Origin of the sequence: Pseudomonas sp. TH15, from assembly GCF_016651105.1 — a bacterium.
GTDB lineage: Bacteria > Pseudomonadota > Gammaproteobacteria > Pseudomonadales > Pseudomonadaceae > Aquipseudomonas.
In genome coordinates this window covers 5240153-5263350 of record NZ_JAEKEL010000001.1, presented here as the reverse complement: position 1 = coordinate 5263350, position 23198 = coordinate 5240153, and the positions used below count along the sequence as shown (strand labels likewise).

At 59.8% G+C, this 23198-nt stretch carries 18 protein-coding genes; 11 read left to right on the top strand and 7 right to left on the bottom strand.

Annotation, left to right across the window (positions count from 1 at the left end; all coding sequences use genetic code 11):
* Positions 1 to 381: 381 nt before the first annotated feature.
* From peaA to peaD, 4 genes are all read left to right on the top strand, one after another.
* Positions 382 to 1962, top strand: coding sequence for a quinohemoprotein amine dehydrogenase subunit alpha (gene peaA, locus JFT87_RS23670; RefSeq protein WP_201205014.1), 1581 nt, complete (start codon positions 382 to 384; stop codon positions 1960 to 1962).
* A 94-nt stretch (positions 1963 to 2056) separates the two neighbouring features.
* Positions 2057 to 3487, top strand: coding sequence for a quinohemoprotein amine dehydrogenase maturation protein (gene peaB, locus JFT87_RS23665; protein ID WP_201191091.1), 1431 nt, complete (start codon positions 2057 to 2059; stop codon positions 3485 to 3487).
* Between the two features lies 1 nt (position 3488).
* Positions 3489 to 3812 carry a quinohemoprotein amine dehydrogenase subunit gamma gene (gene qhpC / locus JFT87_RS23660; protein ID WP_201205012.1) on the top strand — a complete coding sequence of 108 codons (324 nt, stop codon included), beginning with the start codon at positions 3489 to 3491 and terminating at the stop codon, positions 3810 to 3812.
* A gap of 23 nt (positions 3813 to 3835) precedes the next feature.
* Entirely contained in the window at positions 3836 to 4954 is a 1119-nt protein-coding gene (gene peaD, locus JFT87_RS23655; protein WP_201205010.1) for a quinohemoprotein amine dehydrogenase subunit beta, read from the top strand.
* Positions 4955 to 5052: 98 nt separating this feature from the next.
* Here the strand turns inward: peaD and JFT87_RS23650 are convergent, their stop codons facing one another.
* Positions 5053 to 5457 (bottom strand): lysozyme inhibitor LprI family protein, encoded by a 405-nt coding sequence (locus JFT87_RS23650; RefSeq protein ID WP_201205008.1) that lies wholly within the window; start codon positions 5455 to 5457, stop codon positions 5053 to 5055.
* Between the two features lie 55 nt (positions 5458 to 5512).
* Positions 5513 to 6433: an ADP-ribosylglycohydrolase family protein gene (locus JFT87_RS23645; protein WP_201205006.1), complete on the bottom strand. Its 921-nt coding sequence runs from the start codon at positions 6431 to 6433 to the stop codon at positions 5513 to 5515.
* A gap of 197 nt (positions 6434 to 6630) precedes the next feature.
* Between JFT87_RS23645 and JFT87_RS23640 the strand changes: the two genes are divergently transcribed.
* Complete coding sequence (locus JFT87_RS23640; protein ID WP_201205004.1) at positions 6631 to 7119, top strand: SRPBCC family protein; 489 nt, start codon at positions 6631 to 6633, stop codon at positions 7117 to 7119.
* A gap of 592 nt (positions 7120 to 7711) precedes the next feature.
* Here the strand turns inward: JFT87_RS23640 and acnA are convergent.
* Positions 7712 to 10453, bottom strand: coding sequence for an aconitate hydratase AcnA (gene acnA, locus JFT87_RS23630; RefSeq protein WP_201205002.1), 2742 nt, complete (start codon positions 10451 to 10453; stop codon positions 7712 to 7714).
* 222 nt (positions 10454 to 10675) lie between these two features.
* On the opposite strand from acnA, the gene rlmM reads away from it, so the two are divergent.
* Positions 10676 to 11749, top strand: a complete 1074-nt coding sequence (gene rlmM / locus JFT87_RS23625; RefSeq protein WP_201205000.1) for a 23S rRNA (cytidine(2498)-2'-O)-methyltransferase RlmM — start codon at positions 10676 to 10678, stop codon at positions 11747 to 11749.
* 182 nt (positions 11750 to 11931) lie between these two features.
* Positions 11932 to 12183, top strand: coding sequence for a sulfurtransferase TusA (tusA, locus tag JFT87_RS23620; RefSeq protein WP_201204998.1), 252 nt, complete (start codon positions 11932 to 11934; stop codon positions 12181 to 12183).
* A 135-nt stretch (positions 12184 to 12318) separates the two neighbouring features.
* On the opposite strand, the gene JFT87_RS23615 is transcribed toward tusA, so the two are convergent.
* Positions 12319 to 13728, bottom strand: a complete 1410-nt coding sequence (locus tag JFT87_RS23615) for an MATE family efflux transporter (protein WP_201204996.1) — start codon at positions 13726 to 13728, stop codon at positions 12319 to 12321.
* A 336-nt stretch (positions 13729 to 14064) separates the two neighbouring features.
* Here JFT87_RS23615 and pdxB point away from each other — a divergent pair, with 336 nt between their 5' ends.
* Positions 14065 to 15207 (top strand): 4-phosphoerythronate dehydrogenase PdxB, encoded by a 1143-nt coding sequence (pdxB, locus tag JFT87_RS23610; protein WP_201204994.1) that lies wholly within the window; start codon positions 14065 to 14067, stop codon positions 15205 to 15207.
* Between the two features lie 186 nt (positions 15208 to 15393).
* Here the strand turns inward: pdxB and JFT87_RS23605 are convergent, their stop codons facing one another.
* Positions 15394 to 15573, bottom strand: a complete 180-nt coding sequence (locus JFT87_RS23605; RefSeq protein ID WP_201204992.1) for a PA1571 family protein — start codon at positions 15571 to 15573, stop codon at positions 15394 to 15396.
* 255 nt (positions 15574 to 15828) lie between these two features.
* Between JFT87_RS23605 and JFT87_RS23600 the strand changes: the two genes are divergently transcribed.
* Complete coding sequence (locus JFT87_RS23600) at positions 15829 to 17613, top strand: ABC transporter transmembrane domain-containing protein (RefSeq protein ID WP_201204990.1); 1785 nt, start codon at positions 15829 to 15831, stop codon at positions 17611 to 17613.
* A 181-nt stretch (positions 17614 to 17794) separates the two neighbouring features.
* On the opposite strand, the gene JFT87_RS23595 is transcribed toward JFT87_RS23600, so the two are convergent.
* Positions 17795 to 19723, bottom strand: a complete 1929-nt coding sequence (locus JFT87_RS23595) for a transglycosylase SLT domain-containing protein (protein WP_201204988.1) — start codon at positions 19721 to 19723, stop codon at positions 17795 to 17797.
* Positions 19724 to 19935: 212 nt separating this feature from the next.
* Between JFT87_RS23595 and JFT87_RS23590 the strand changes: the two genes are divergently transcribed.
* Positions 19936 to 21852 (top strand): ATP-binding cassette domain-containing protein, encoded by a 1917-nt coding sequence (locus JFT87_RS23590; RefSeq protein ID WP_201204986.1) that lies wholly within the window; start codon positions 19936 to 19938, stop codon positions 21850 to 21852.
* Positions 21853 to 22044: 192 nt separating this feature from the next.
* Here JFT87_RS23590 and JFT87_RS23585 read toward each other — a convergent pair whose 3' ends face one another.
* Positions 22045 to 22482 (bottom strand): universal stress protein, encoded by a 438-nt coding sequence (locus JFT87_RS23585; protein WP_201204983.1) that lies wholly within the window; start codon positions 22480 to 22482, stop codon positions 22045 to 22047.
* Between the two features lie 104 nt (positions 22483 to 22586).
* Between JFT87_RS23585 and JFT87_RS23580 the strand changes: the two genes are divergently transcribed.
* Positions 22587 to 23024 carry a hypothetical protein gene (locus JFT87_RS23580; RefSeq protein ID WP_201204982.1) on the top strand — a complete coding sequence of 146 codons (438 nt, stop codon included), beginning with the start codon at positions 22587 to 22589 and terminating at the stop codon, positions 23022 to 23024.
* Positions 23025 to 23198: the final 174 nt, after the last annotated feature.

Genomic DNA, 23198 nt, shown 5'->3' with positions numbered 1-23198 from the left:
GCGTAAGTCCAGGGAGTCAGCAGCCAAAGAGCGCCCTCGAGGGACGTGCCCGATGTGCTGCGAATCTTGCGGGCGGTACCAGGTTCACCCGGACAACTCCGTTCGCTGACTCACCATCCCCACTGCGCAACAACTATGCTTGTCTCACACTGCAACAGTTGTCGCGAAATTGGACGCCGGTCGACCTCTGCGCCGTCTCTGCAACTCAGTGATCTTCACGTAAATGCTTGATTGAAAAGCTTATCCGCAAGCTGGCACGCTCCGTGTATTGCTCATCGCAGACGTTTCTCTTGCCTCCGCCAGCGGCTCGCCGCCGGTGGCAGAAACCATAAAAACGATAAGCCACAACAATAAGAAAGCACCGTGCGAGGTTCGACGTTGATGAAGAGAAGACTCCGATCAGGCATGAGCGCCGGCCTGCTGGCCGTGGCCGCTTGTGTGGCGCTGCATTCGCCTTACAGCCTGGCAGCCCGCGACGCCCAGACCATCCTCAAGGAAACCTGTCAGGGCTGTCACACCCCCGAAGCCGATAACGCCCTGAGCCGCATCAGCCACCAGCGCAAGACCCCGGAAGGCTGGCTGATGAGCATCGCCCGGATGCAGACCATGCACGGTTTGCAGATCAGCGATGACGACCGCCGCACCCTGGTCAAATACCTGGCCGACACCCAGGGCCTGGCGCCGAGCGAGACCGATGGCGTGCGCTATGCGCTGGAGCGCCGGCTCAATACCGTCGAGCATTTCGACGACCAGACCAGCCAGATGTGCGGCCGCTGCCACTCCGGTGCGCGGGTTGCGCTGCAACGCCGTCCGGCCCAGGAGTGGGAGCGTCTGGTGAACTTCCACCTCGGTCAATGGCCGTCGCTGGAGTACCAGGCCCTGGCTCGGGATCGCGACTGGTTTGATATCGCCCGTAAGGACATGGTGCCCCTGTTGGCCAAGCGTTATCCGCTGGACAACCCGGCCTGGAAAGCCTGGCTGAAAGTCGCGCCGAAAGCCGATGCGCTGGTGGGCGACTGGAGCTTCAGCGGCCACTTGCCGGGTAAAGGCGAACTGGCCGGCGTGATGAGCGTCACGGCCGATGGCAGCGACACCTTCAAGGTCAGCGTCAAAGGCCAATACGCCGATGGCAGCCCGTTCAACGGCGACGGTAGCGCGATTCTCTACAGCGGTTATGAATGGCGCGGTAACGTGACCATCGACGGCGTGACCATGCGCCAGGTGTTCGCCGCCCAAGGCACCGCGATGCAGGGCCGGATGTTCGAGGCTGAGCACGATGAGCGTGGTCTGGACTTCGTTGCCGCCAAGCAGGGCAGCAGCCGTTTGCTGGCCGTTCAACCGGGTTATCTGAAGGCTGGTGCTGAAACCGAAGTGACGTTGATTGGCAGCGGCCTCACCGGCAAACCGAACTTCGGCAAAGGCGTGGAAGTGGTCGCCGTCGTCGAGCAAAGCCCTGACCGGATCAAGGTCAAACTCAAGGCTGCTGCGAATGCTCAACCGGGCCTGCGCAACGTCACTGTCGGCATGCTGAAAGGCCCGACCCTGTCGGTCTACAGCAGCATCGATGCCGTCAAAGTCGTGCCGGAATTCTCGGTGGCGCGGATCGGCGAGGGCGGAGGTTCGACGCCGAAAGTCCAGGGCCGTTTCGATGCTGAAGCCTGGGGCAAGGGCGCCGACGGCAAGTCGTATCGCATCGGCGTGTTCCCGGCGCAGTGGAAGGTCGAAGCTTTCGATGACCGCGCCAAGGAAGACCAGGACGTCAAGTTCGCCGGCACCATGCAGGCCGACAGCGGCGTGTTTACACCGGGCGATGCCGGGCCGAACCCGCAGCGCAAAATGTCCACCAACAATGCCGGCAACCTCAAGGTGATCGCCGCCGTCGACGACGCAGGAAAATCCCTGACCGGCGAAGGCCACATGATCGTCACCGTGCAACGCTGGAACAATCCACCCATTCCATGATGTTGAAAACGTGAGCTAGCTGACCGCAACGGCTTCAGACACTTTTTCGGAATGACCGCAGGCCTCGAAACCGGGGTTTGCACAGGAGGTTGCAATGGGCGCTATTTTGAATCTGGTTGAACGCAATCTGCACGAAGTGCACGTCGACGCCGACCGCATGCTGTTCCACATCCCCAGCAGTTCGCTGTTCGCCAGCGATGAGCTGACCGGCACCATCATCGATACCTTGCGCGGTCCCGGCTGTTCGTCGGAGGACCTGATCCAGCGTTTGGCCGCACGCTTTAACGGTGACGAAATCACCGAAACCCTGCGCGAGCTGATGGCCCTGGAACTGGTCAGCGACGGCTCGCCACTGACCCCGGACATCGGCACCAAACGAGTCGAGCGCACGGCGATCAATACCGTGGTGCTCAACGTGAACACCGGCTGCAACTTGAGCTGCACCTACTGCTACAAGGAAGACCTCGACAAGCCGTCGGCCGGCAAGAAAATGGACGTTGAAACGGCGGTCGCGTCGGTAGAAATGCTGCTGCGCGAATCCCCGGATGAAGAGCGTTTCACCGTGGTGTTTTTCGGTGGGGAGCCGTTGAGCAACCGCAAGCTGATCGAGTACATGGTCGATTATTGTGAAAAGCGGTTTGCCGAGGCGGGCAAGTTCGTCGAGTTCGTCATGACCACCAACGCCACGCTGCTCACCGAAGACACCGTGGACTACCTCAACGCCCACCGTTTCGGGCTCTCTGTGAGTATCGACGGGCCGAAAACCGTGCACGACCGCAATCGCATCACCGTGGGCGGGCAGGGCACCTATGACGTGGTGCGGCGCAAGGCCGAGATGCTGCTGTCGCGCTACAACAGCCGCCCGGTCGGCGCGCGGGTAACCCTGACCACCGGCGTCACCGATGTCGAAACCATCTGGGATCATCTGTTCAACGAACTGGGGTTTGCCGAAGTCGGTTTCGCCCCGGTGACGTCTGGCGACATCAGCACCTTCAACCTGTCCAGCGAGGAGCTGATCGAAGTCTTTGCCAACATGAAGAAACTCGGCCGGCGTTACCTGGAAGCCGCGTTGGAGCACCGCAATATCGGTTTTTCCAACCTGCACCAGTTGATCACCGACATCCACGAAGGCCATAAAAAAGCCCTGCCATGTGGCGCGGGTTTGAAGATGCTGGCAGTGGATCACAAGGGTGAGCTGAACCTGTGCCACCGCTTTACCGGCTCGTCACTGCCGACGTTTGGCAACGTCCACAGCGGTGTAAAACAGGTCGAATTGAACGACTTCCTGTCCCAGCGCCTGGACCGCACCAACACCGGTTGCGAGGACTGTCAGATCCGCAACCTCTGCTCCGGCGGCTGCTATCACGAAAGCTATGCCCGTTACGGCGACCCGACCCACCCGACCTATCACTACTGCGAACTGATGCGTGACTGGGTCGACTTCGGCATCGAGGTCTACACCCGGATCATGGCCCACAACCCTGCGTTTATCAGCAGCTACATCACTCCGCGCAAGGCTCACTGATATGAAACATCTCAAGGCAATCAATAACAAAGCGCTGAAGCTCGATCAGGCCGCAGCCGAAAACCGCATTGAAGAAGTGGTGGCGATGAGCTCGGTCGCCGGCTGCGCCTCGACCACCGACCCGGGTTGGGAAATCGACGCCTTTGGCGGTGTGTCGTCGCTGTGCCAGCCGATGGAAGCGGATCTTTATGGCTGTTCCGACCCGTGCTGGTGGCCGGCCCAGGTGCCCGACATGATGAGCACTTACCCGGACTGGAACAAGGACGCGCAGGCCTCGAACGAGAGTTGGCGCAACCTCGGGACTGTTTTCCCAAAAGATAAGTGATCGGACCTCAGAAGGATTTCAGCATGCTTATTGTCAAAGCCTGCGGCCTGGCCGCGTTCGCCGTCCTGAGCGTCTGTTCGCTTAACGTTCTGGCCGATGAAAACACTGCACTGCAAGACGGTCACGAGTACATGTTGACCACCAATTACCCGAACAACCTGAATGTGATCGACCTGGCCACCGACACCTTGTTCAAGACCTGCAAAATGCCGGACGCCTTCGGTCCTGGCACCGTGCAACTGTCGCCGGATCACAAGACCGCGTACGTGCTGAACAACCACTATGCGGACATCTACGGCGTTGAGCTGGATAACTGCAAACAGGTGTTCCACGCCAGCATCACCCAGAAACCCGGTGAGAAAGCGCGCTCGATGTTCGCCTTCACCCTCAGCCATGACGGCAAGGAACTGTTCGCCGTCGCCAACCCGACGCTGATGCTCAACGACCGCTATGAAGTGCAGCAACCGCGGCTCGATGTCTACGCCACCGACGCTGGCATGGACGCCAAACCCGTGCGCAGTTTCCCGGCGCCACGGCAGTTGACCATCATGCAAAGTGGCGACGATGGCACGCTGTATGTGGCGGGGGCGGACGTCTACAAGGTCGATATCAAAACCGGCAAGTTCGATGTGCTGATCCCCAGCCGGCACTGGAAACGTGAGAACTACAGCGCGCCGGATGTGCTCTACGTGTGGAACCAGCAGACCTATCGCCATGACTTCTCGCTGCTCTACACCGCGGCGAAATTCAAGGACAAGAAGCAGGACCCGCTGACCGCCGAATACCTCTACGGGCTGTTCAGTATCGACCTGAAAACCGGCAAGACCGAAACCACCGATTTTGGTCCTTTGACGGAAATCTACTTCAGCGGCATGCGCTCACCGAAGGACCCGAACCTGATGTTCGGTGTGCTCAACCGGTTGGCCAAGTACGACATCAAGCAGAAAAAACTGCTGCAGTCGGCGACGCTGGATCACTCCTACTACTGCATTTCCTTCAACAAGGACGGCAGCAAGATCTACCTGGCCGGGACGTTCAATGATGTGGCGATCTTCGATGCCGAGAGCCTGAAACAGATCGGCAGCATCAAAATGCCGGGTGGGGATATGGCGATTACCACGGCGCAGATCTTTGTCCGGTAATTTGCGGCGGCTGTTCTGACGCCTTCGCGAGCAAGCTCGGCTCCTACAAAGAAGGAGCCGAGCTTACTCGCGAAGAGGCCCTCAAATCCGCCGAAAAATCAGGCTCCGGGTACCGGACAACTCATGTCACCTTCCTCACACTTCAAATACTCTTTCAGCGCCTCGACCCGCACTTTGGTCACCCCCGTCAGGCAATTGGCGTAAATCAACGGATAAACACTCCCGCCCGTGACCCCGGAGGCCGAAAACTCGCACTCGGCATCCCGAAACGCCACCCAGCTACGCTGGGCGCTGACCAGCAGCTTCTTGGCATCGGGACTGTCCTTCAATCTTTTGGTGATCTGCTGATACAGCACATTCAGCTCTTTATCCGCAGCCTTGTACTGCTCGGCGGAGCACTGATTCATGGTGCTCTGGTCGTTGGCGTTGGCGCAGTCCACGGCGGCGTGGGCGAAGGAGGCGAATAGAAAGGGTGTCAGGGCCAGCAGCAGGCGCGGGGACATGGGCATCTCTCTGTGTCGAATGTAGGTGCCAAGCAGTGTAGCGCTTGTGTCGCCTCTATTCAGGTACTCGCAGTCTGGAGGCTGTCAGCAGACGATCTGCGGTCGCTGCAATTTCTTCGCCTTCATGGAGCATTTCCAGCCAGTTGGCGGGAATCGCCCGTACGCCGTAATAGGCACCGGCCAACTGGCCGACGATGGCGGCCGTGGTATCGGCATCATCTCCGAGGTTGGCGGCCTGCAGAATCGCTGCGGCGAAGCTGTCAGTGTGATGGAAACACCATAGCGCGGCTTCCAGGGATTCAACGCTGTAACCGCTGCCACGGATTTCGCGGATCGATTTTCCGAGGTAATCACCACGTGCAATCGCCGCGACTTCCGGTTGCCTGAAGGAGGTGGGTGGCAGCGTGCGCAGTTCGCTTTTGGCAGCGCCCAGCAGAGCCTTGCCGATCAGCTCGGCGAACAGTTGGCAGCACTCGATGGCGGCAGGGGCGGCGTGGGTTGTTCGCGAGCTGTCGGCGGCGAACTTTCGGATCTGCCGGGCATCCGGAAAGTAAAACAACACCACCGGCACCAGGCGCATCAGCGAACCGTTGCCAGCGGTATACGGGTCGGTTGATCCGGCAAAGGGTTCAGCGGTCTGCTGGTACTTCGCCAATGCCTGACTGACCGTCGTGCCGATATCGAAACACTCGCCGGTCGAGCTCAGATAACCCCATTGCCACCAGTTCAGGTAACGCCCCATCTGATCAACGGCGTTGAAGGCGTTTTTTGTCAGCAGGCTTTCCGCCAGGCACAGCGCCATGGAAGTGTCATCCGTCCATTGCCCCGGTTTCAGGTGGAAAGGGCCACCACCGACCATATCGGTCAACGGTTGGAATGAACCGCGTGGCTTGAACTCAACCGTAGTACCCACTGCGTCGCCGCAAGCCAGGCCGAGCAGGGCACCGCGATAACGTTCGGGAAGGGATGGCTGCATGATTCGTCCTTGTCTGATTCTATTTCGCGGGCCAAGGTAACAGTTTCATTGCCTGGGTGACGCTTGAAACTGCCGGGGCAGCGCTCGGTAAATGCCGCTGGATGTTTCCTTTCAGATGAATGGCTGCACCGGTTTGATACAACTTCACATTGGATATGTGGTCATACAGGCCTAGTGTTCAAAACAGGAGGTGACGTATGAAACCAGTACCCAATAGTTTCGAACGCAAAATCATGCTCAAGGCACCGCGCTCACATGTCTGGCGCGCATTGGTCGATGCCGAGGCGTTTGGCCAGTGGTTTGGTGTGGCGCTGGAGGGGCGGCGCTTTATTGCCGGTGAATGGACGCAGGGGCAAGTCACGTATCCGGGTTATGAACATGTGTTGTGGAATGTGCTGATCGAGCGGGTGGAGCCGCAGCAGTTGTTCTCGTTCCGGTGGCATCCGTATGCGGTCGATCCGAAGATCGACTATTCCCAGGAGCCGACGACGCTGGTCAGGTTTGAACTGACGGATTACGACAGCGGCACGTTGCTCAAAGTCTCTGAATCGGGCTTCGCGCATATCCCCGACATTCGCCAGAAAGCGGCGTATTACATGGACAGTCGTGGTTGGGAGGAACAGTTGAGCCGGCTCGAACAGTTTCTTGCCGAAAGCGCCAAGGCTCGCGAGCGTGACGGTGGCTGATATTTTCCAACCGTGGCTGAAACGCTGGGCGCTCATCCCGGACGGCGCGCCAATCACTACCCCTGCAGCCGTTTGTTGCCGGTGCGTTCGGGTTCGATCGCCGGATGATGCTCCAATGGTGTTGGCGTTTGCCGGCCTGTCCGCTGCGTGGTTCCTGGAGGATGACGCGCTGGAGCACGCCTCAGGGCAGTTGAAAGTCGCGAAAATCGTCGCGCCCATGCTTGATACCTGACAGGTCTAAGGGTTTTCGGAAGGGCAGCTATAGCGAATGTCTTACACGCGATGGTAGCTATGTCGTCTATTGCACATTGGATCCGAAGCGTAATCTAGCCTCATCAACTGAAGCACAGGGAGTGCTCAGGATCATGGATGATCGACCATAAGCAAGGATTCGCTGCCGACAGGGAGTCGCAATGGTCTTGGGAAAAACCCGCTTCGGCGGGTTTTTTTCGTCCCCGGAAAACCACGGAAGAACTTGTGGCGAGGGGATTTATCCCCGTTGGCCTGCGCAGCAGGCCCGTTCTTTGAGGGGAAAACAGGGTCGCTGCGCAGCCATCGGGGATAAATCCCCTCACCACAGGGGATCCAGGCGTTAAGAGGCAATCAACTGCCGCAACACATAATGCAAAATCCCCCCCGCCTTGAAGTACTCCACTTCGTTCAACGTGTCGATCCGGCACAACACCTCGATCTTCTCGCTGCTGCCGTCTTCACGGGTGATCACCAGCGTCAGGTTCATGCGCGGCGTCACTTCAACCCCGGTCAAACCGAGAATATCCACTGTTTCCTTGCCCGTGAGGTTCAGGCTTTTGCGGTTCTGATCCAGCTTGAACTGCAGCGGCAGCACACCCATGCCCACCAGGTTGGAGCGGTGAATCCGCTCGAAGCTTTCAGCGATGACCGCTTTCACCCCCAGCAGATTGGTGCCCTTGGCCGCCCAGTCACGGCTCGACCCGGTGCCGTATTCTTGCCCGGCGATCACCACCAGCGGCGTGCCCGAGGCTTGATAGCGCATGGCCGCGTCGTAGATCGGCAGTTTCTCGCCGGTCGGAATGTAGATCGTGTTGCCACCTTCTTCACCACCGAGCATTTCATTGCGAATGCGGATGTTGGCGAAGGTACCGCGCATCATCACTTCATGGTTGCCACGACGGGAGCCGTAGGAGTTGAAGTCCCGTGGCTCCACGCCTTTCTCGCGCAGGTAATGCCCGGCCGGGCTGTCGGCCTTGATGTTACCAGCGGGGGAGATGTGGTCGGTGGTCACCGAATCGCCGAGTAGCGCCAGTACATTGGCTTTCTTCACATCCTGGATCACCGGCAGCGGGCCGCCGATGTCATCGAAGAACGGCGGATGCTGGATGTACGTCGAATCCTCCTGCCAGACATAAGTCGCGGCTTGCGGCACTTCGATCGCCTGCCATTGCTCGTCACCGGCAAACACTTCGGCGTATTCCTTGTGGAACATCGCGGTGTTGACCTGACTCACCGCGTCGGCGATTTCCTTGGAGCTCGGCCAGATGTCCCGCAGATAAACCGGATTGCCGTTCTTGTCATCGCCAAGGGATTCGCTGCTGATGTCGATCCGCACCGTGCCGGCCAATGCATAAGCGACAACTAGCGGCGGCGAGGCCAGCCAGTTGGTTTTGACCAGCGGATGCACCCGGCCTTCGAAGTTGCGGTTACCGGACAGCACCGAAGCCACGGCCAGATCGGCTTTCTGAATCGCCTTCTCGATGGGCTCCGGCAACGGCCCGGAGTTACCGATGCAGGTGGTGCAGCCGTAGCCGACCAAGGCAAAACCCAGTTCATCGAGGTATTGGGTCAGGCCGGCTGCTTTGTAGTAGTCGGTGACCACTTTCGAACCGGGCGCGAGGGAACTCTTGACCCACGGTTTGCGCCTGAGGCCTTTCTCCACGGCTTTTTTCGCCACCAACCCGGCCGCCATCATCACGCTCGGGTTGGAGGTGTTGGTGCAGGAAGTGATGGCGGCGATCACCACCGCGCCGTTTTTCAGCCGATAGGTATGGCCTTCAGACTCGTAGTCCGCTTCGCCAATCAAATCAGCGTTGCCCACCGCGACACCGCCGCCACCTTCACTTTCCAGGCGACCTTCTTCTTTGCTGGTAGGTTTGAGTTGCAGGCCGATGAAGTCGCTGAAGGCTTGGGCGACATTCGGCAGCGAGACGCGGTCCTGCGGGCGTTTAGGCCCGGCGAGACTGGCTTCGACACTGCCCATGTCCAGCTCCAGGCTGTCGGTGAATATCGGTTCCTTGCCCGGCAGACGCCACAGGCCCTGGGCCTTGGTGTAGGCCTCGACCAGTTTGACCACTTCGGGCGGCCGGCCGGACAGGCGCAGGTATTCCAGCGTCACGTCATCCACCGGAAAGAAACCACAGGTGGCGCCGTATTCCGGGGCCATGTTGGCGATGGTCGCGCGGTCGGCCAACGGCAGGTCAGCCAAACCGTCGCCGTAGAACTCGACGAACTTACCGACCACGCCTTTTTTGCGCAGCATCTGGGTGACCGTCAGCACCAGGTCGGTGGCCGTGATGCCTTCCTTGAGCTTGCCGGTGAGTTTGAAGCCAATCACTTCCGGAATCAGCATCGACACCGGTTGGCCGAGCATCGCCGCTTCCGCTTCGATCCCGCCGACGCCCCAGCCGAGGACGCCGAGGCCATTGATCATGGTGGTGTGGGAGTCGGTGCCGACCAACGTGTCGGGGAAGGCGTACGTGCGGCCGTCCTCGTCCTTGGTCCAGACCGTGCGGCCGAGGTATTCCAGGTTCACCTGATGGCAGATCCCGGTGCCTGGCGGCACGACGCTGAAGTTGTCGAAGGCGTTCTGGCCCCAGCGCAGGAACGCGTAACGCTCACCGTTGCGCTGCATTTCGATGTCGACGTTCTGTTCGAAGGCGCTGGAACTGGCGAACTTGTCGACCATCACCGAGTGGTCGATCACCAGGTCCACCGGCGACAGCGGGTTGATGCGTTGCGGGTCGCCGCCGGCCTTGGCCATGGCGGCGCGCATGGCTGCCAGGTCGACCACGGCGGGCACGCCGGTGAAGTCTTGCATTAACACGCGGGCAGGGCGGTACTGGATTTCGCGATCGGAGCGGCGCTCCTTGAGCCACGCGGCAATCGCCTTGAGGTCGGCGCCAGTGACGGTTTTTTCGTCTTCCCAGCGCAGCAGGTTTTCCAGCAGGACTTTCAACGACATCGGCAACTTGTCGAGATCACCGAGGCTCTTGGCAGCGTCGGGCAGACTGAAATAGTGGTAGGTCTTGTCGTCGATTTGTAAGGTCTTAAGGGTTTTCAGGCTATCGAGGGACGGCATTTGAAATGACTCCTTTAAGTCCGCACGGCTACGGACTGGGGGAAGGACAGAGCATTAAACCTAGCCCTGTTTTAAGTAGCTGGCTAATAACTGGACTCTATCGACAAGTCCAAGGTTCCGAACTCGGCTATCATGCGGCGGTTTTCGTGACAGGCTTTGCTTCAACGCAAGCCTGGGCATCGCGCAGTGGTTGAATTTCTCGCCATCTGCCCAGGAGTAAGAATGAACACCCTCTTTATGCATTGCCGGCCGGGCTTCGAAGGCGAAGTCTGTTCCGAGATTTCCGAACACGCGGCACGGCTGAACGTGGCCGGTTATGCCAAGGCTAAAACCGCCAGCGCCTGTGCCGAATTTATTTGTACCGAAGAAGATGGCGCCGAGCGCCTGATGCGCGGCCAGCGGTTCGCCGAATTGATCTTCCCGCGTCAGTGGGCTCGGGGGATCTTCATCGATCTGCCGGAAACCGACCGTATCAGCGTGATCCTGGCGCACATTGTCGACTTCCCGGTGTGCGGCAGCCTGTGGCTGGAAATGGTCGACACCAACGATGGCAAGGAACTGTCGAACTTCTGCAAGAAGTTCGAAGGTCACCTGCGCAAGGCACTGATGGCGGCCGGCAAACTGGTGGAAGACGCCAGTAAACCGCGCCTGCTGCTGACGTTCAAAAGCGGCCGTGAAGTGTTCGTCGGTTTGGCTGAGTCGAATAACTCTGCGATGTGGCCGATGGGCATCCCACGGCTGAAGTTCCCGCGTGACGCACCAAGCCGTTCGACCCTGAAGCTGGAAGAGGCCTGGCACCATTTCATCCCGCGCGACCAGTGGGACGAGCGTTTGCACAGCGACATGACCGGCGTTGACCTGGGCGCCGCGCCGGGCGGTTGGACCTGGCAACTGGTCAACCGTGGCATGCTGGTGACCGCCATCGACAACGGCCCGATGGCCGAAAGCCTGATGGACACTGGTCTAGTGCAACATTTGATGGCTGACGGTTTTACCTTCAAGCCTCGTCAGCCAGTGGACTGGATGGTCTGCGACATCGTCGAGAAACCGGCGCGCAACGCCGCGATGCTCGAAGAATGGATTGGCGAAGGGCATTGCCGCGAAGCGGTGGTCAACCTCAAACTGCCGATGAAACAGCGTTACGCTGAAGTGAAGCGCTTACTCGAACGCATCGCTGATGGCTTCAAGGAACGCGGCATCAAGGTCGAAATTGGCTGCAAACAGCTGTATCACGACCGCGAAGAAGTGACCTGCCACCTGCGCCGACACGACATCAAGAAAACCAAATCCCGCTGAAACACTGCAAAACCCTGTGGGAGCGAGCCTGCTCGCGAAAGCGCTGTCCGCTACAGCAATGATGTCGGCTGATACGACGCCTTCGCGAGCAGGCTCGCTCCCACAGGGGAGATGATGTAAAGCCACAGATGACCGAATACCCGGCAATGCGCGACAATGCCGGCCAGTTTCAGGAGTGAATCATGAGTGAAATGCTTGATACGCCGGTAGACGGCACCCTCGATGCCACCGGCCTCAATTGCCCGGAGCCGGTGATGATGTTGCACCAGCACATTCGTGACCTGGCGCCCGGCGGCTTGCTCAAGGTGATCGCCACCGACCCGTCGACCCGTCGCGATATCCCCAAGTTTTGCGTGTTCCTCGACCACGAACTGGTCGCGCAGCATGAAGAGGCAGGCACCTACCTCTACTGGATCCGCAAAAAGCAGGCTTGAGCCCAAGGCAAACGTAAAACCAAATGTGGGAGCGAGCCTGCTCGCGAATACGCTACATCAGTCACTGATAAGGGTGACTGACACACCGTATTCGCGAGCAGGCTCGCTCCCACTTTTTCGTCCCGCGTAAGGGTTTTAGCCCATCGAGCGACTGATGCGGATCCGCTTGCGTGCACTGCGCGTCAGGCGGATTGACAGCATCAGCGCCGCGCAACTCAAGCCCACGATCAAACCCTGCCACAGCCCGCTCGGGCCACTTGGCGTGCCGAACCAATCGGTCAGCCCCAAGGCGTAACCCACCGGCAAACCAATCCCCCAGTACGCAAACAGCGTCAGGATCATCGTCACCCGTGTGTCCTGATAACCGCGCAGCGCGCCGGCAGCGGTGACCTGGATCGCGTCGGAAAACTGGAACAGCGCCGAATACACGATCAGCATCGCCGCGATGTGAATCACGGTCGGGTCAGCGGTGTAGATCGCCGCAATCGGCTCGCGCAGCAGCAACATCATGCTGGCCGACAGGCAGGCGTAAGCCAACGCACTGCCCATGCCGACGCCCGCTGCGAATCGGGCTTCACGCGGTTCATTTCGGCCCAGTGCCTGACCGACGCGCACGGTGACGGCCATCCCCAGCGAGTAAGGGATCATAAAGACCAGCGAGCTGACGTTCAGCGCAATCTGGTGGCCGGCCACGACGGTCGCGCCGAGGCTGCCGATCAGCAGGGCAATCACCGCGAAGATGCTCGATTCGGCAAACACCGCAATGCCGATCGGCAGGCCGATGCCCAGCAGGCGTTTGATCACCGACCATTGTGGCCAGTCGAAGCGGCTGAACAGCTCGCTTTTTCGGTAGGCGGGCGCCCCGCGTGTATAGGCCGCCATGCCGAGGGCCATGAACCACATCACAATCCCCGTTGCCCAGCCACAGCCGGCACCGCCCATGGCGGGTACGCCCAAGTGGCCGTAAATGAATACGTAGTTCAACGGGATGTTCAGCGCCAGGGCGCACAGACCGAGGATCATCGCCGGGCGAGTGCGGCCCATGCCGTCACTGAAGCAGCGCAACACGTGATAGAACGCGACCGCTGGCAAACCTGCGGCGATGCCATGCAGGTATTGCATGCAGGGGCCGATCAGCTCGGGATCGACTTTCATGATGTGCAGGATCGGTTCGGCAGCGATCAGCATGCCAGTCGCCATCAACCCCACCACCAACGCCAGCCATAGCGCCTGACGCACGATCGGGCCGATCTCGCTGTGAGTGCCGGCGCCGAAGCGCTGGGCAACTTTCGGCGTCGTGGCGAGCAACGTGCCGGTCATCAGCAGGAACACCGGCACCCAGATCGAGTTACCCAGCGCCACAGCGGCGAGATCTCGTGGCCCGACACGGCCGGCCATCACCGCATCGACGAAGCCCATGGCGGTGGTCGCCAGTTGCGCGATCATGATCGGCAGCGCCAGGGCGAACAGGTTTCTCAGCTCCAGGCGAACCCGGGCCGGGCGGGTGAGGGTGGTTGCAGCGGGGCGGTCAGTTACGGAATTCAAGGGCGAAACGTCCAGGGATATTTGATGCGCTAGGCGGCGCATTCTACCCGTTGACGCAGTGGTCAGGAAAAGAGCTGTGTTAGGGATTTGTAATCCACTCTTGGCTGTTTCGACATTCCCTGTGGCGAGGGAGCTTGCTCCCGCTGGGCTGCGAAGCGGCCCCAAAATCAACAACCCGGTTTTGTCAGGCCCACCGCGTGCGCAGATTTTACGACTGCTGCGCAGCCGAACGGGAGCAAGCTCCCTCGCCACAGAGGCGCGCTGCGATCCTGAATACGCGCTGGCCCATCACATCCTTCTGCGCCTAAACTGCCGATCCGCCAAAGGAGCCTCGCCATGCTGATTGTTGCCGATGAAAATATCCCGCTGCTTGATGCCTTCTTCGAAGGTTTCGGCGAAATCCGCCGGGTGCCGGGGCGTTCCATCGACCGCGCCGCCGTCGAACAGGCCGATGTGCTGCTTGTGCGCTCGGTGACCAACGTCAACCGCGGATTGCTCGAAGGCAGCAAAGTGAAGTTCGTCGGCACCTGCACCATCGGCACCGATCACCTGGACCTGGATTACTTTCAACAGGCCGGCATCACCTGGTCCAGTGCACCCGGCTGCAATGCCCGGGGCGTGGTCGACTACGTGCTCGGCAGCCTGCTGACCCTGGCCGAAATCGAAGGCGCCGACCTGACGCAGCGCACCTATGGCGTGGTCGGTGCCGGGGAAGTGGGCGGGCGGCTGGTCAAGGTCCTGCGAGGCCTGGGCTGGAACGTACTGGTCTGCGATCCGCCACGACAAGCGGCTGAAGGCGGCGATTACGTCAGTCTTGAGCAGATCATCGAGCAGTGCGACGTCATCAGCCTGCACACGCCTTTAAAGAAGCATGGCGCTAAAACGACTTGGCATCTGTTCGACAAGCCTCGTTTGAATCGACTCAAGCCTGGCACCTGGCTGATCAATGCCAGTCGTGGTCCGGTGGTGGACAACGCCGCCCTGCGTCAGGTGTTGCTGCACCGTGAAGACCTGCAAGCGGTGCTGGACGTCTGGGAGGGTGAGCCTGAGGTCGATGTGGCATTGGCCGAGCTCTGCGTGCTGGCGACCCCGCATATCGCCGGTTACAGCCTCGACGGCAAGCAGCGCGGCACGGCGCAGATCTATCAGGCGTATTGCGACTTTCTCGGTCAGCCGGCCCAGGTCAGCCTGAGCGATTTGCTGCCGGCGCCGTGGTTGTCACACGTGACGTTGAACGCTGACAGCGACCCGGCCTGGGCGCTGGCGATGTTGTGCCGCGGCGTGTACGACCCGCGCCGTGACGATGCAGATTTTCGTCGCAGCCTTGTAGGTAACGTGAACGAGCAGCGCGCGGCGTTCGATGCACTGCGCAAGCATTATCCGCTGCGGCGTGAGATTGACGGGTTGCAGGTGCGCATTGAGGGGGATTCGCCGGTGTTGCGCCAGATTGTGGCGGCGTTGGGTGCAGTGGCTGTCTAAGGACCGAGTTGGCCCATTCGCGAGCAAGCCCGCTCCCACATTTGATCTCGGCTGAACACGAGATCTGTGTTCACCACAAGACACCTGTGGGAGCGGCTTGCTCGCGAATGGCTGCACCACAATTTTGGATAATCACCCATAAAAAACCCGGCCAACGAGGGCCGGGTCAAGAAGACGGTGGCTATATCACTTTTGTTCGGCAGGCTTGACCAATCGCTTCTCCAGTTCGCGGCAAGCGTCCTGGATCATGTCTTCAGTGATCGGTACTTCACGTCCATGCTCATCAATAATCGAGCAACCCAGAGACTGATGCGGCTGCGTGCGGATCACTTCAATTTTGTCATCGCTGCTGTTTTGCAAGGACATGGCCTGTCTCCTCATCAGGTTGTGTGCTTACTCTAAAACCGCCAGGTGACCGGGCTGTGACAACTCCCTGCGATCTTCCAGGTCGGCAATACCAGTCCACCAGAAATACTTCGGCGTTGCCACCCGGACTTTAGACCAATAGCGTCTAGGCGCTAGTCTTGGCGGTCATAATTAACCTGACTCATTGTGATTTACAGCGTTCCACCCCATTGAGTGTGTAGGCTGGCCCCATCAACGCTTGTGTTGTGAACCTGGATGAACCCGATGCTCTCTTCCCGTCACCGTCGTGCCATTCGCTTGGCCAGTCATTTTGTTGCGCCTTATCGCTGGCATGCGTTCGGTGCCTTGCTGGCGCTGATTGTCACTGCGGGCATCACCTTGTCCATGGGGCAGGGGATTCGCCTGTTGGTGGATCAGGGTTTCATGACCCAGTCACCGCATTTGCTCAATCAGTCCATCGGACTGTTTATGGTATTGGTGGTTGGGCTCGCCGTCGGTACCTTTGCACGCTTCTATCTGGTGTCGTGGATCGGCGAGCGGGTTGTCGCGGACATCCGCCGTCAGGTTTTCAATCATCTGGTTTACCTGCATCCCGGTTTCTACGAAGACAACCGCAGCTCCGAGATCCAGTCGCGGCTGACCGCAGACACCACGCTGCTGCAATCGGTGATCGGCTCGTCGTTATCGCTGTTCCTGCGCAACTTGCTGATGGTGATCGGCGGGATCGTGCTGCTGTTTATCACCAACCCCAAGCTCACCAGCATCGTGGTGATTGCGTTGCCGCTGGTGGTCGCGCCGATTTTGATCTTCGGCCGTCGGGTGCGCAGCCTGTCGCGCGAGAGCCAGGACCGGATTGCCGATGTCGGCAGCTACGTCTCCGAAACCCTCGGCCAGATCAAAACCGTACAAGCCTACAACCACCAGGTCCAGGACGAGCAACGCTTTGCCGTCACCGTGGAAGAAGCATTCGAAACGGCTCGCAAACGTATCGTCCAGCGTTCGTGGTTGATCACGCTGGTGATCGTGCTGGTGCTGGGTGCAGTCGGCGTCATGCTCTGGGTCGGCGGCATGGATGTGATCGCCGGGCGGATTTCAGGTGGCGAACTGGCGGCGTTTGTTTTCTACAGTCTGATCGTCGGCAGCGCCTTCGGCACGTTGAGCGAGGTGATCGGCGAGTTGCAGCGGGCGGCCGGTGCCGCGGAACGGATTGCCGAATTGCTGCGCTCGGAAAATATCATCCAGCCACCGAGCACCGGACTGGTGACCTTGCCGGAACGGGTCAAGGGCAATCTGGTCCTTGAGGATGTACGTTTTTCCTACCCCTCGCGCCCTGAAAGCTTCGCTGTCGACGGCTTGAATCTGACGATCAACGCGGGCGAAACCCTGGCGCTGGTTGGGCCGTCCGGCGCGGGCAAGTCCACGGTGTATGACTTGCTGTTGCGTTTTTACGATCCTGCCGAAGGGCGCATCTTGCTGGAAGGCGTACCGCTGACTCAGCTTGATCCACTGGACCTGCGCCGCTGCTTCGCGCTGGTCTCGCAAAACCCGGCGCTGTTCTTCGGCAGCATCGAAGAGAACATCCGCTACGGCAATCCGGGCGCGACCCTGGCCCAGGTTCAGGAAGCGGCAAAAATCGCCTACGCCCACGACTTCATCGAACAAATGCCCAACGGCTACCAGACCCACCTCGGTGACGGTGGCCTCGGCTTGTCCGGCGGCCAACGCCAACGCCTGGCCATCGCCCGGGCGCTGCTGGTGGACGCACCGATCCTGCTGCTGGACGAAGCCACCAGCGCCCTCGACGCCCAGAGCGAACACCTGATCCAGCAAGCCCTGCCAAGCCTGATGAAAAACCGCACCACCTTGGTCATCGCCCACCGCTTGGCCACGGTGAAAAACGCTGACCGGATCGCGGTCATGGATCAGGGCAAACTGGTGGCGGTGGGCACGCACCAGGAGCTGGTGGCGAGCAATGCGTTGTATGCGCGGCTGGCGGCGTTGCAGTTCAGTGATGGAAAAGTAACCGCTGATCAACTCTGATGGACAGTGCTCGCATCGGGCATGAGCCGCTAACGGACCGTCAGCTCCAGGCACCTGTAGGCGCTGCCGAAGGCTGCGATCTTTTGATCTAAAAAAATGCCCGCATGAGAATGCGGGCATTTTTTAAGCTGAATCAAAAGATCGCAGTCTTCGGCAGCTCCTGCGTAACCGGCATTACCGGTTACTGATCGTCAAAATACCGCTCATGCCAATCCACCAGCGGCTGTGGCGAGTTGAGTTTCTGGCCGTAGATCACCGAGTACGACAGCACGTTCTGCACGTACTGGCGGGTTTCGTCGAACGGGATGCTTTCCACCCACACGTCGAAGCTCAGGTGATCGGCACCGCGTAACCATTGGCGCACGCGGCCGGGGCCGGCGTTGTAGGCAGCGGTGGCGAGGACGCGGTTGCCGTTGAACTGGCTGTGGACCTGGCTCAGGTACGCGGCGCCAAGCTGGATATTCTTGTCCGGGTCGAGCACTTGCTGCGGCGAGGCCAGGGGAATACTGAACTTGCGCGAGGTTTCCTTGGCGGTGCCGGGCATCAGTTGCATCAGGCCGCTGGCGCCGACCCCGGAACGGGCGTCGTCCATGAAGGCGCTTTCCTGGCGGGTAATGGCGAACACCCAGCTCGAATGCAAGCCACGCACCTTGGCTTCACGCACCAGGGTATCGCGGTGGGCCATCGGGAAGCGGATGTCCAGGTCATCCCAGTACTTCGCCTCGCTGATGGTGCGGATCGCCGGGAAATACCATTTCAGGTCATAGGCCAGTTTCGCCTGGGCGACCATCTCGTCACGGTTGAAGTGGCGGCTGACGTAATACCACTCGCGACGACCATCGACGACTTGTCCGCGGGCGTGGAACTCAAGAGCCCGACGAATACCCGGCGTGTTGCGCACTTTGTTGATGGTGGCCTGGCTGAGTACCAGCGGTTTGTTGACCAGCGAGTAGGGCAACTGCGAACGGTCGGCGGCCAGGAAACCATAGAAATCACGTTCGCGGGCGAGGCCCTTGTAAAGCGTCTGCGCTTCCGGATTCTGCGGTTGCGCCAACTCAAGGCTGCGGGCCTGCCAGTAGCGCCAGCGGTTGGTGGTGGCCAGGTCTTGTGGCAAACGACGGGTCAACTGATAGGCGTCGTCCCAGCGAGCCAGTCGAAGCAATAGGCGCAGACGCCATTCGGACACGGTGTTGTCCCGCAGTTCCGGGTCGTACTTGGTCATGACATCGAGTGCGCGAGGGTCATAACGCCGTGCCAGGGTCAGGCCGATTTCCCGGGCGATCGCTACTTTTTCATCGCGGGAGAAGTGCATGCTGCTCGCATAACCGTCGAGCAGGTCCATGGCCTTGTCTGGGTCCTGCTTGGCCAGGCGGCGCAGGCCAAGGCTGACGATGTCGGACATCGGCTCATCGGCCGGGATAAACCGCGACGGCTGATTGAGCAGCTCGGGTTTCTGCGCCACATCCACCAACAAGCGACCACGAGGGGCGAGGGTGGTCAGGCTGTTCACCAGGCTGTTGGCCAGCGGATAATTGCGCGCCTGGGCGGCGAGTTTGGCGCGCTCCCAGCGTTTCTGTTCGGTCAGTTGACCTTCGGCGGCCCAGGCTCCGAACAGACCATCGCAGGCCTCGGGTTGGGATTTACCGGTCAGCCAGAGCTTGTCGGCATTGGCGTAACCCTGGGCTTTGAGGTTATGGCCAATCTCATACTGCGCGTTCAGGCAGTCCAGTTCGGTGAAGTTGAGCTTGGGATCGTAGTACTTGACGAAGGTGGCCCAGTCGCCGCGATCGGCCAGCCAGCGCAACCAGCGCAATTTCATCCAGTTGGCCTGGGGCAGGTCCCCATGTTCAGCGAGGAATTTCTCGATTTCCGGGTTGCTCGCGGTTTTCAGGCGCGCGGTCAGCTCGTCATAGGCCAGGTACGGTTCCAGCGGATAATCACTGAGGGCCTGGCTGTAGCGAAAATAGGGGCCGGAGTCGCCGTTGGCCAAGGCGCGCTTGGCCTCATCGTAATACTGGCGTTGGGTGGACAGGTCTACCGCCTGGACTGATTGAGCGGCAGTGGCAGAGAGGAGCAAACAAGATAGAAGACTGAACAGGCGACTGCGCATGAGACATCCGGGCAGAAAAATCATGACAAGTGCTGACAGCATCAGCACTGATTGCTTGTAGCTTAGCCTTTTGCCAGCAACGGGCGAAAGCTTTGCCGGCCTGTCGGTGCAAGATCGCAACATTTGTTATGCAGAGTGCTTCGACATTGAAATTGCCGGCCTTCTGAAGCCTCAAGTCAGGTAGAATGCGCGCCCGGTTTTTGGAGAAGCTCATGACCCTGCTCAAATTCAGCGATGTGTCCCTTGCTTTCGGCTCTACGCCGTTGTTGGACAAGGTGTCCTGGCAGATCGCCCGTGGTGAGCGGGTGTGCATCATCGGCCGCAATGGCACTGGCAAGTCCAGCATGATGAAGCTCGTCAAGGGCGACCAGAAGCCCGACGACGGCTCCGTTTGGCGCGCACCCGGCCTCAAGATTGGCGAATTGCCGCAAGAATTGCCGGTAGCCGACGGGCGGACCGTGTTCGACGTAGTGGCTGAAGGCCTGGACGGTGTGGGCGAGCTGCTTGCGCAGTATCACCACCTGAGCCAGAACATCGTCACCGACGCCGACCTGGACAAGCTGATGCACGTCCAGCATGACCTCGAAGCCCGCGATGGCTGGCGTTTGCAGCAATTGGTAGACAGCACCTTGAGCCGTCTGCAGTTGCCGGCCGACAAGACCCTCGCCGAATTGTCCGGCGGCTGGCGTCGCCGCGTCCTGTTGGCCCAGGCCCTGGTTTCCGAACCGGACCTGCTGCTGCTCGACGAACCGACCAACCACCTGGACATCGGTGCAATCGCCTGGCTCGAAGAAGCGTTGAAGGATTTCCAGGGCGCCGTGCTGTTCATCACGCACGACCGTTCCTTCCTGCAGAACCTCGCCACGCGCATCCTCGAACTGGATCGCGGCGGCCTGATTGACTGGAACGGCGACTACGCCAGCTTCCTGGTGCACAAAGAAGCGTCTCTGGCGGCTGAAGATACGGCGAACGCGCTGTTTGACAAAAAACTGGCCCAGGAAGAAGTCTGGATCCGCCAGGGTATCAAGGCTCGTCGCACCCGTAACGAAGGCCGCGTCCGCGCCCTCAAAGCCCTGCGCAACGAGCGTAGCGAGCGTCGTGAGCGCACCGGCAAAGCCAACATTCAGCTGGATACCGCTGACAAGTCCGGCAAGCAGGTGATGGTCCTCGAGAACGTGAGCTTTGCTCACCCGGGTGGCCCGTTCCTGATCAAGGACTTCTCGATGGTCCTGCAGCGCGGCGACCGTATCGGTCTGCTGGGCGCCAACGGTACCGGCAAGACAACCTTGCTGAAACTGATGCTCAACGGTTTGCAGCCAACCAGCGGCACAGTGGAAGAGGGGACGCGTATCGACGTGGCTTACTTCGACCAGTTGCGCCATCAACTGGACCTGGAAAAGACCGTGATCGACAACGTGGCCGAAGGTCGCGACTTCATCGATATCGATGGTCAGAGCCGTCACGTGTTGAGCTACCTCGGCGACTTCCTGTTCAGCCCGCAGCGTGCCCGCACGCCGGTCAAGGCGCTGTCCGGTGGTGAGCGCGCTCGCCTGTTGCTGGCCAAGTTGTTCAGCAAGCCGGCGAACCTGCTGGTACTCGATGAGCCGACCAACGATCTCGATGTCGAAACCCTCGAGCTGCTGGAAGAGGTCTTGCTGACCTTCAACGGCACCGTGCTGATGGTCAGTCACGACCGGGCATTCCTCGACAACGTCGTGACCAGCACCCTGGTCTTCGAAGGTGAAGGCAAGGTTCGCGAATACGTCGGTGGTTATCAGGACTGGCTGCGTCAGGGCGGCTCGCCGCGCCTGCTGGGCGTGACTGAGAGCAAGTCCGGCAAAGCCGACCTGACCTCCGCTGTAGTGACAGCCGAAGCGGCGCCAGTTGCTGCGGTAGAAGCGCCGGTGGCGAAGAAAAAGCTCAGCTACAAGTTGCAGCGCGAGTTGGAAATGTTGCCGGCTCAGATCGAAGCCATGGAAAAGCAGATCGCTGCGGTTGAAGCGCAGATGGCGGATTCCGCTTTCTATCAGCGGCCTGCGGCAGAAACGGCCAAGGTGATTGCTTCTCTGGAACAGTTGACGGCTGAGCTGGATGCCTTGATGGAGCGTTGGGCCGAGCTGGATGCCTGATTGATCCTGCAATAAAAAAAGCCCGGCGTTCAGTGATGAATGCCGGGCTTTTTTTATGGAATGCGATCTACAAGCGGGTGCAGATTAATGTGGGAGCAAGCCTGCTCGCGAATGCAGTGTCTCAGGCAGCATTAATGCTGACTGTGTCGACGCCTTCGCGAGCAGGCTCGCTCCCACAATGATCAGTGTGTTTCAGCGTTTTGTCAGGCGTACCGCAAGCACATCGCAGGGCGCACCGTGCAGAACGTCGTTGGCGGTGGAGCCCAGCAACAGCGCCAAGCCATGCCGGCCATGGCTGCCGACCACGATCAGGTCGCAGGTCTGTTCCTTGGCCAAGTGGTGAATCTCCTGGCGCGGCTGGCCGTAAGTCAGGTGGCTGTACTCCTTGGAGAGTTCCGGATACTTCAGGATCAGCCGGTCAAGGCGTTCCTTGGCTTGATCGAACTGTTGCTGTTGCAACTGGGACAGGTCCATTGGTACGTCGCCGCCAAAGGCCATGGCCATCGGCTCGACAATATGCACCAGGGACAGCTTCGCGCCGTTGCTCACCGACAGTTCGCGAGCGCGGTGGATAACAGGGTCGCACTCTTCGGTTAGATCTACAGCGACCAGAATGTGGTGGTAGGGCATGAAGTGCTCCTCCTGAGGATTGCAATATTGGTAAGTATGGCTGGTTTCAAGCGCATTGGTTCCAAAGTGACTGAATGCGCCCATCAAGAATCGGGAGTACAGATATGACGGTCTGGATAGTGGTGTCAATCCTGCTGGTGGTACTGAGTCCACTGGCATGGTTGCGACCGTCCCGCCACCAGAGCGGCCGCATGGCCTTGCGCATGGAAGCGCGGCGCATCGGGTTGGCCATGCAACTGGCGCCTCAGGAGTGGCCGCACTGGCTGAGCCACGAGCCGCCGAGCCCGTGTGCTCAGTACCACCGCCCGCGTCGAGGTAACCAACCCAAGTGCTGGAGTTATTGGCAGAAGTCGCCAGGAGTGTGGGTCAATCAGTGGCAGGAGGTCTGTGAGGATCCGGCGTTGCTGATTCATTTCGAGAAATTGCCGGACAACGTTTACAAGATCGAGGCGGACAAGCAGATGATCACGTTGTACTGGGGCGAGAAGGGCGAGGCCGAGGTTTTGCAGCAGATCGATGCCACGCTGAAGGCGTTGGCCTGAAACACAATCCTCGCAGGAGAGCTGCCGAAGGCTGCGATCTTTTGACGTTGTTTTTAAGGGCAAGATCAAAAGATCGCAGCCTGCGGCAACTCCTACACAGGCAAACTCCTGCGCCTGACAGACAGGCAATAAAAAGCCCGACATCATCATCGGGCTGGAGTTGGCCAGGCAGGC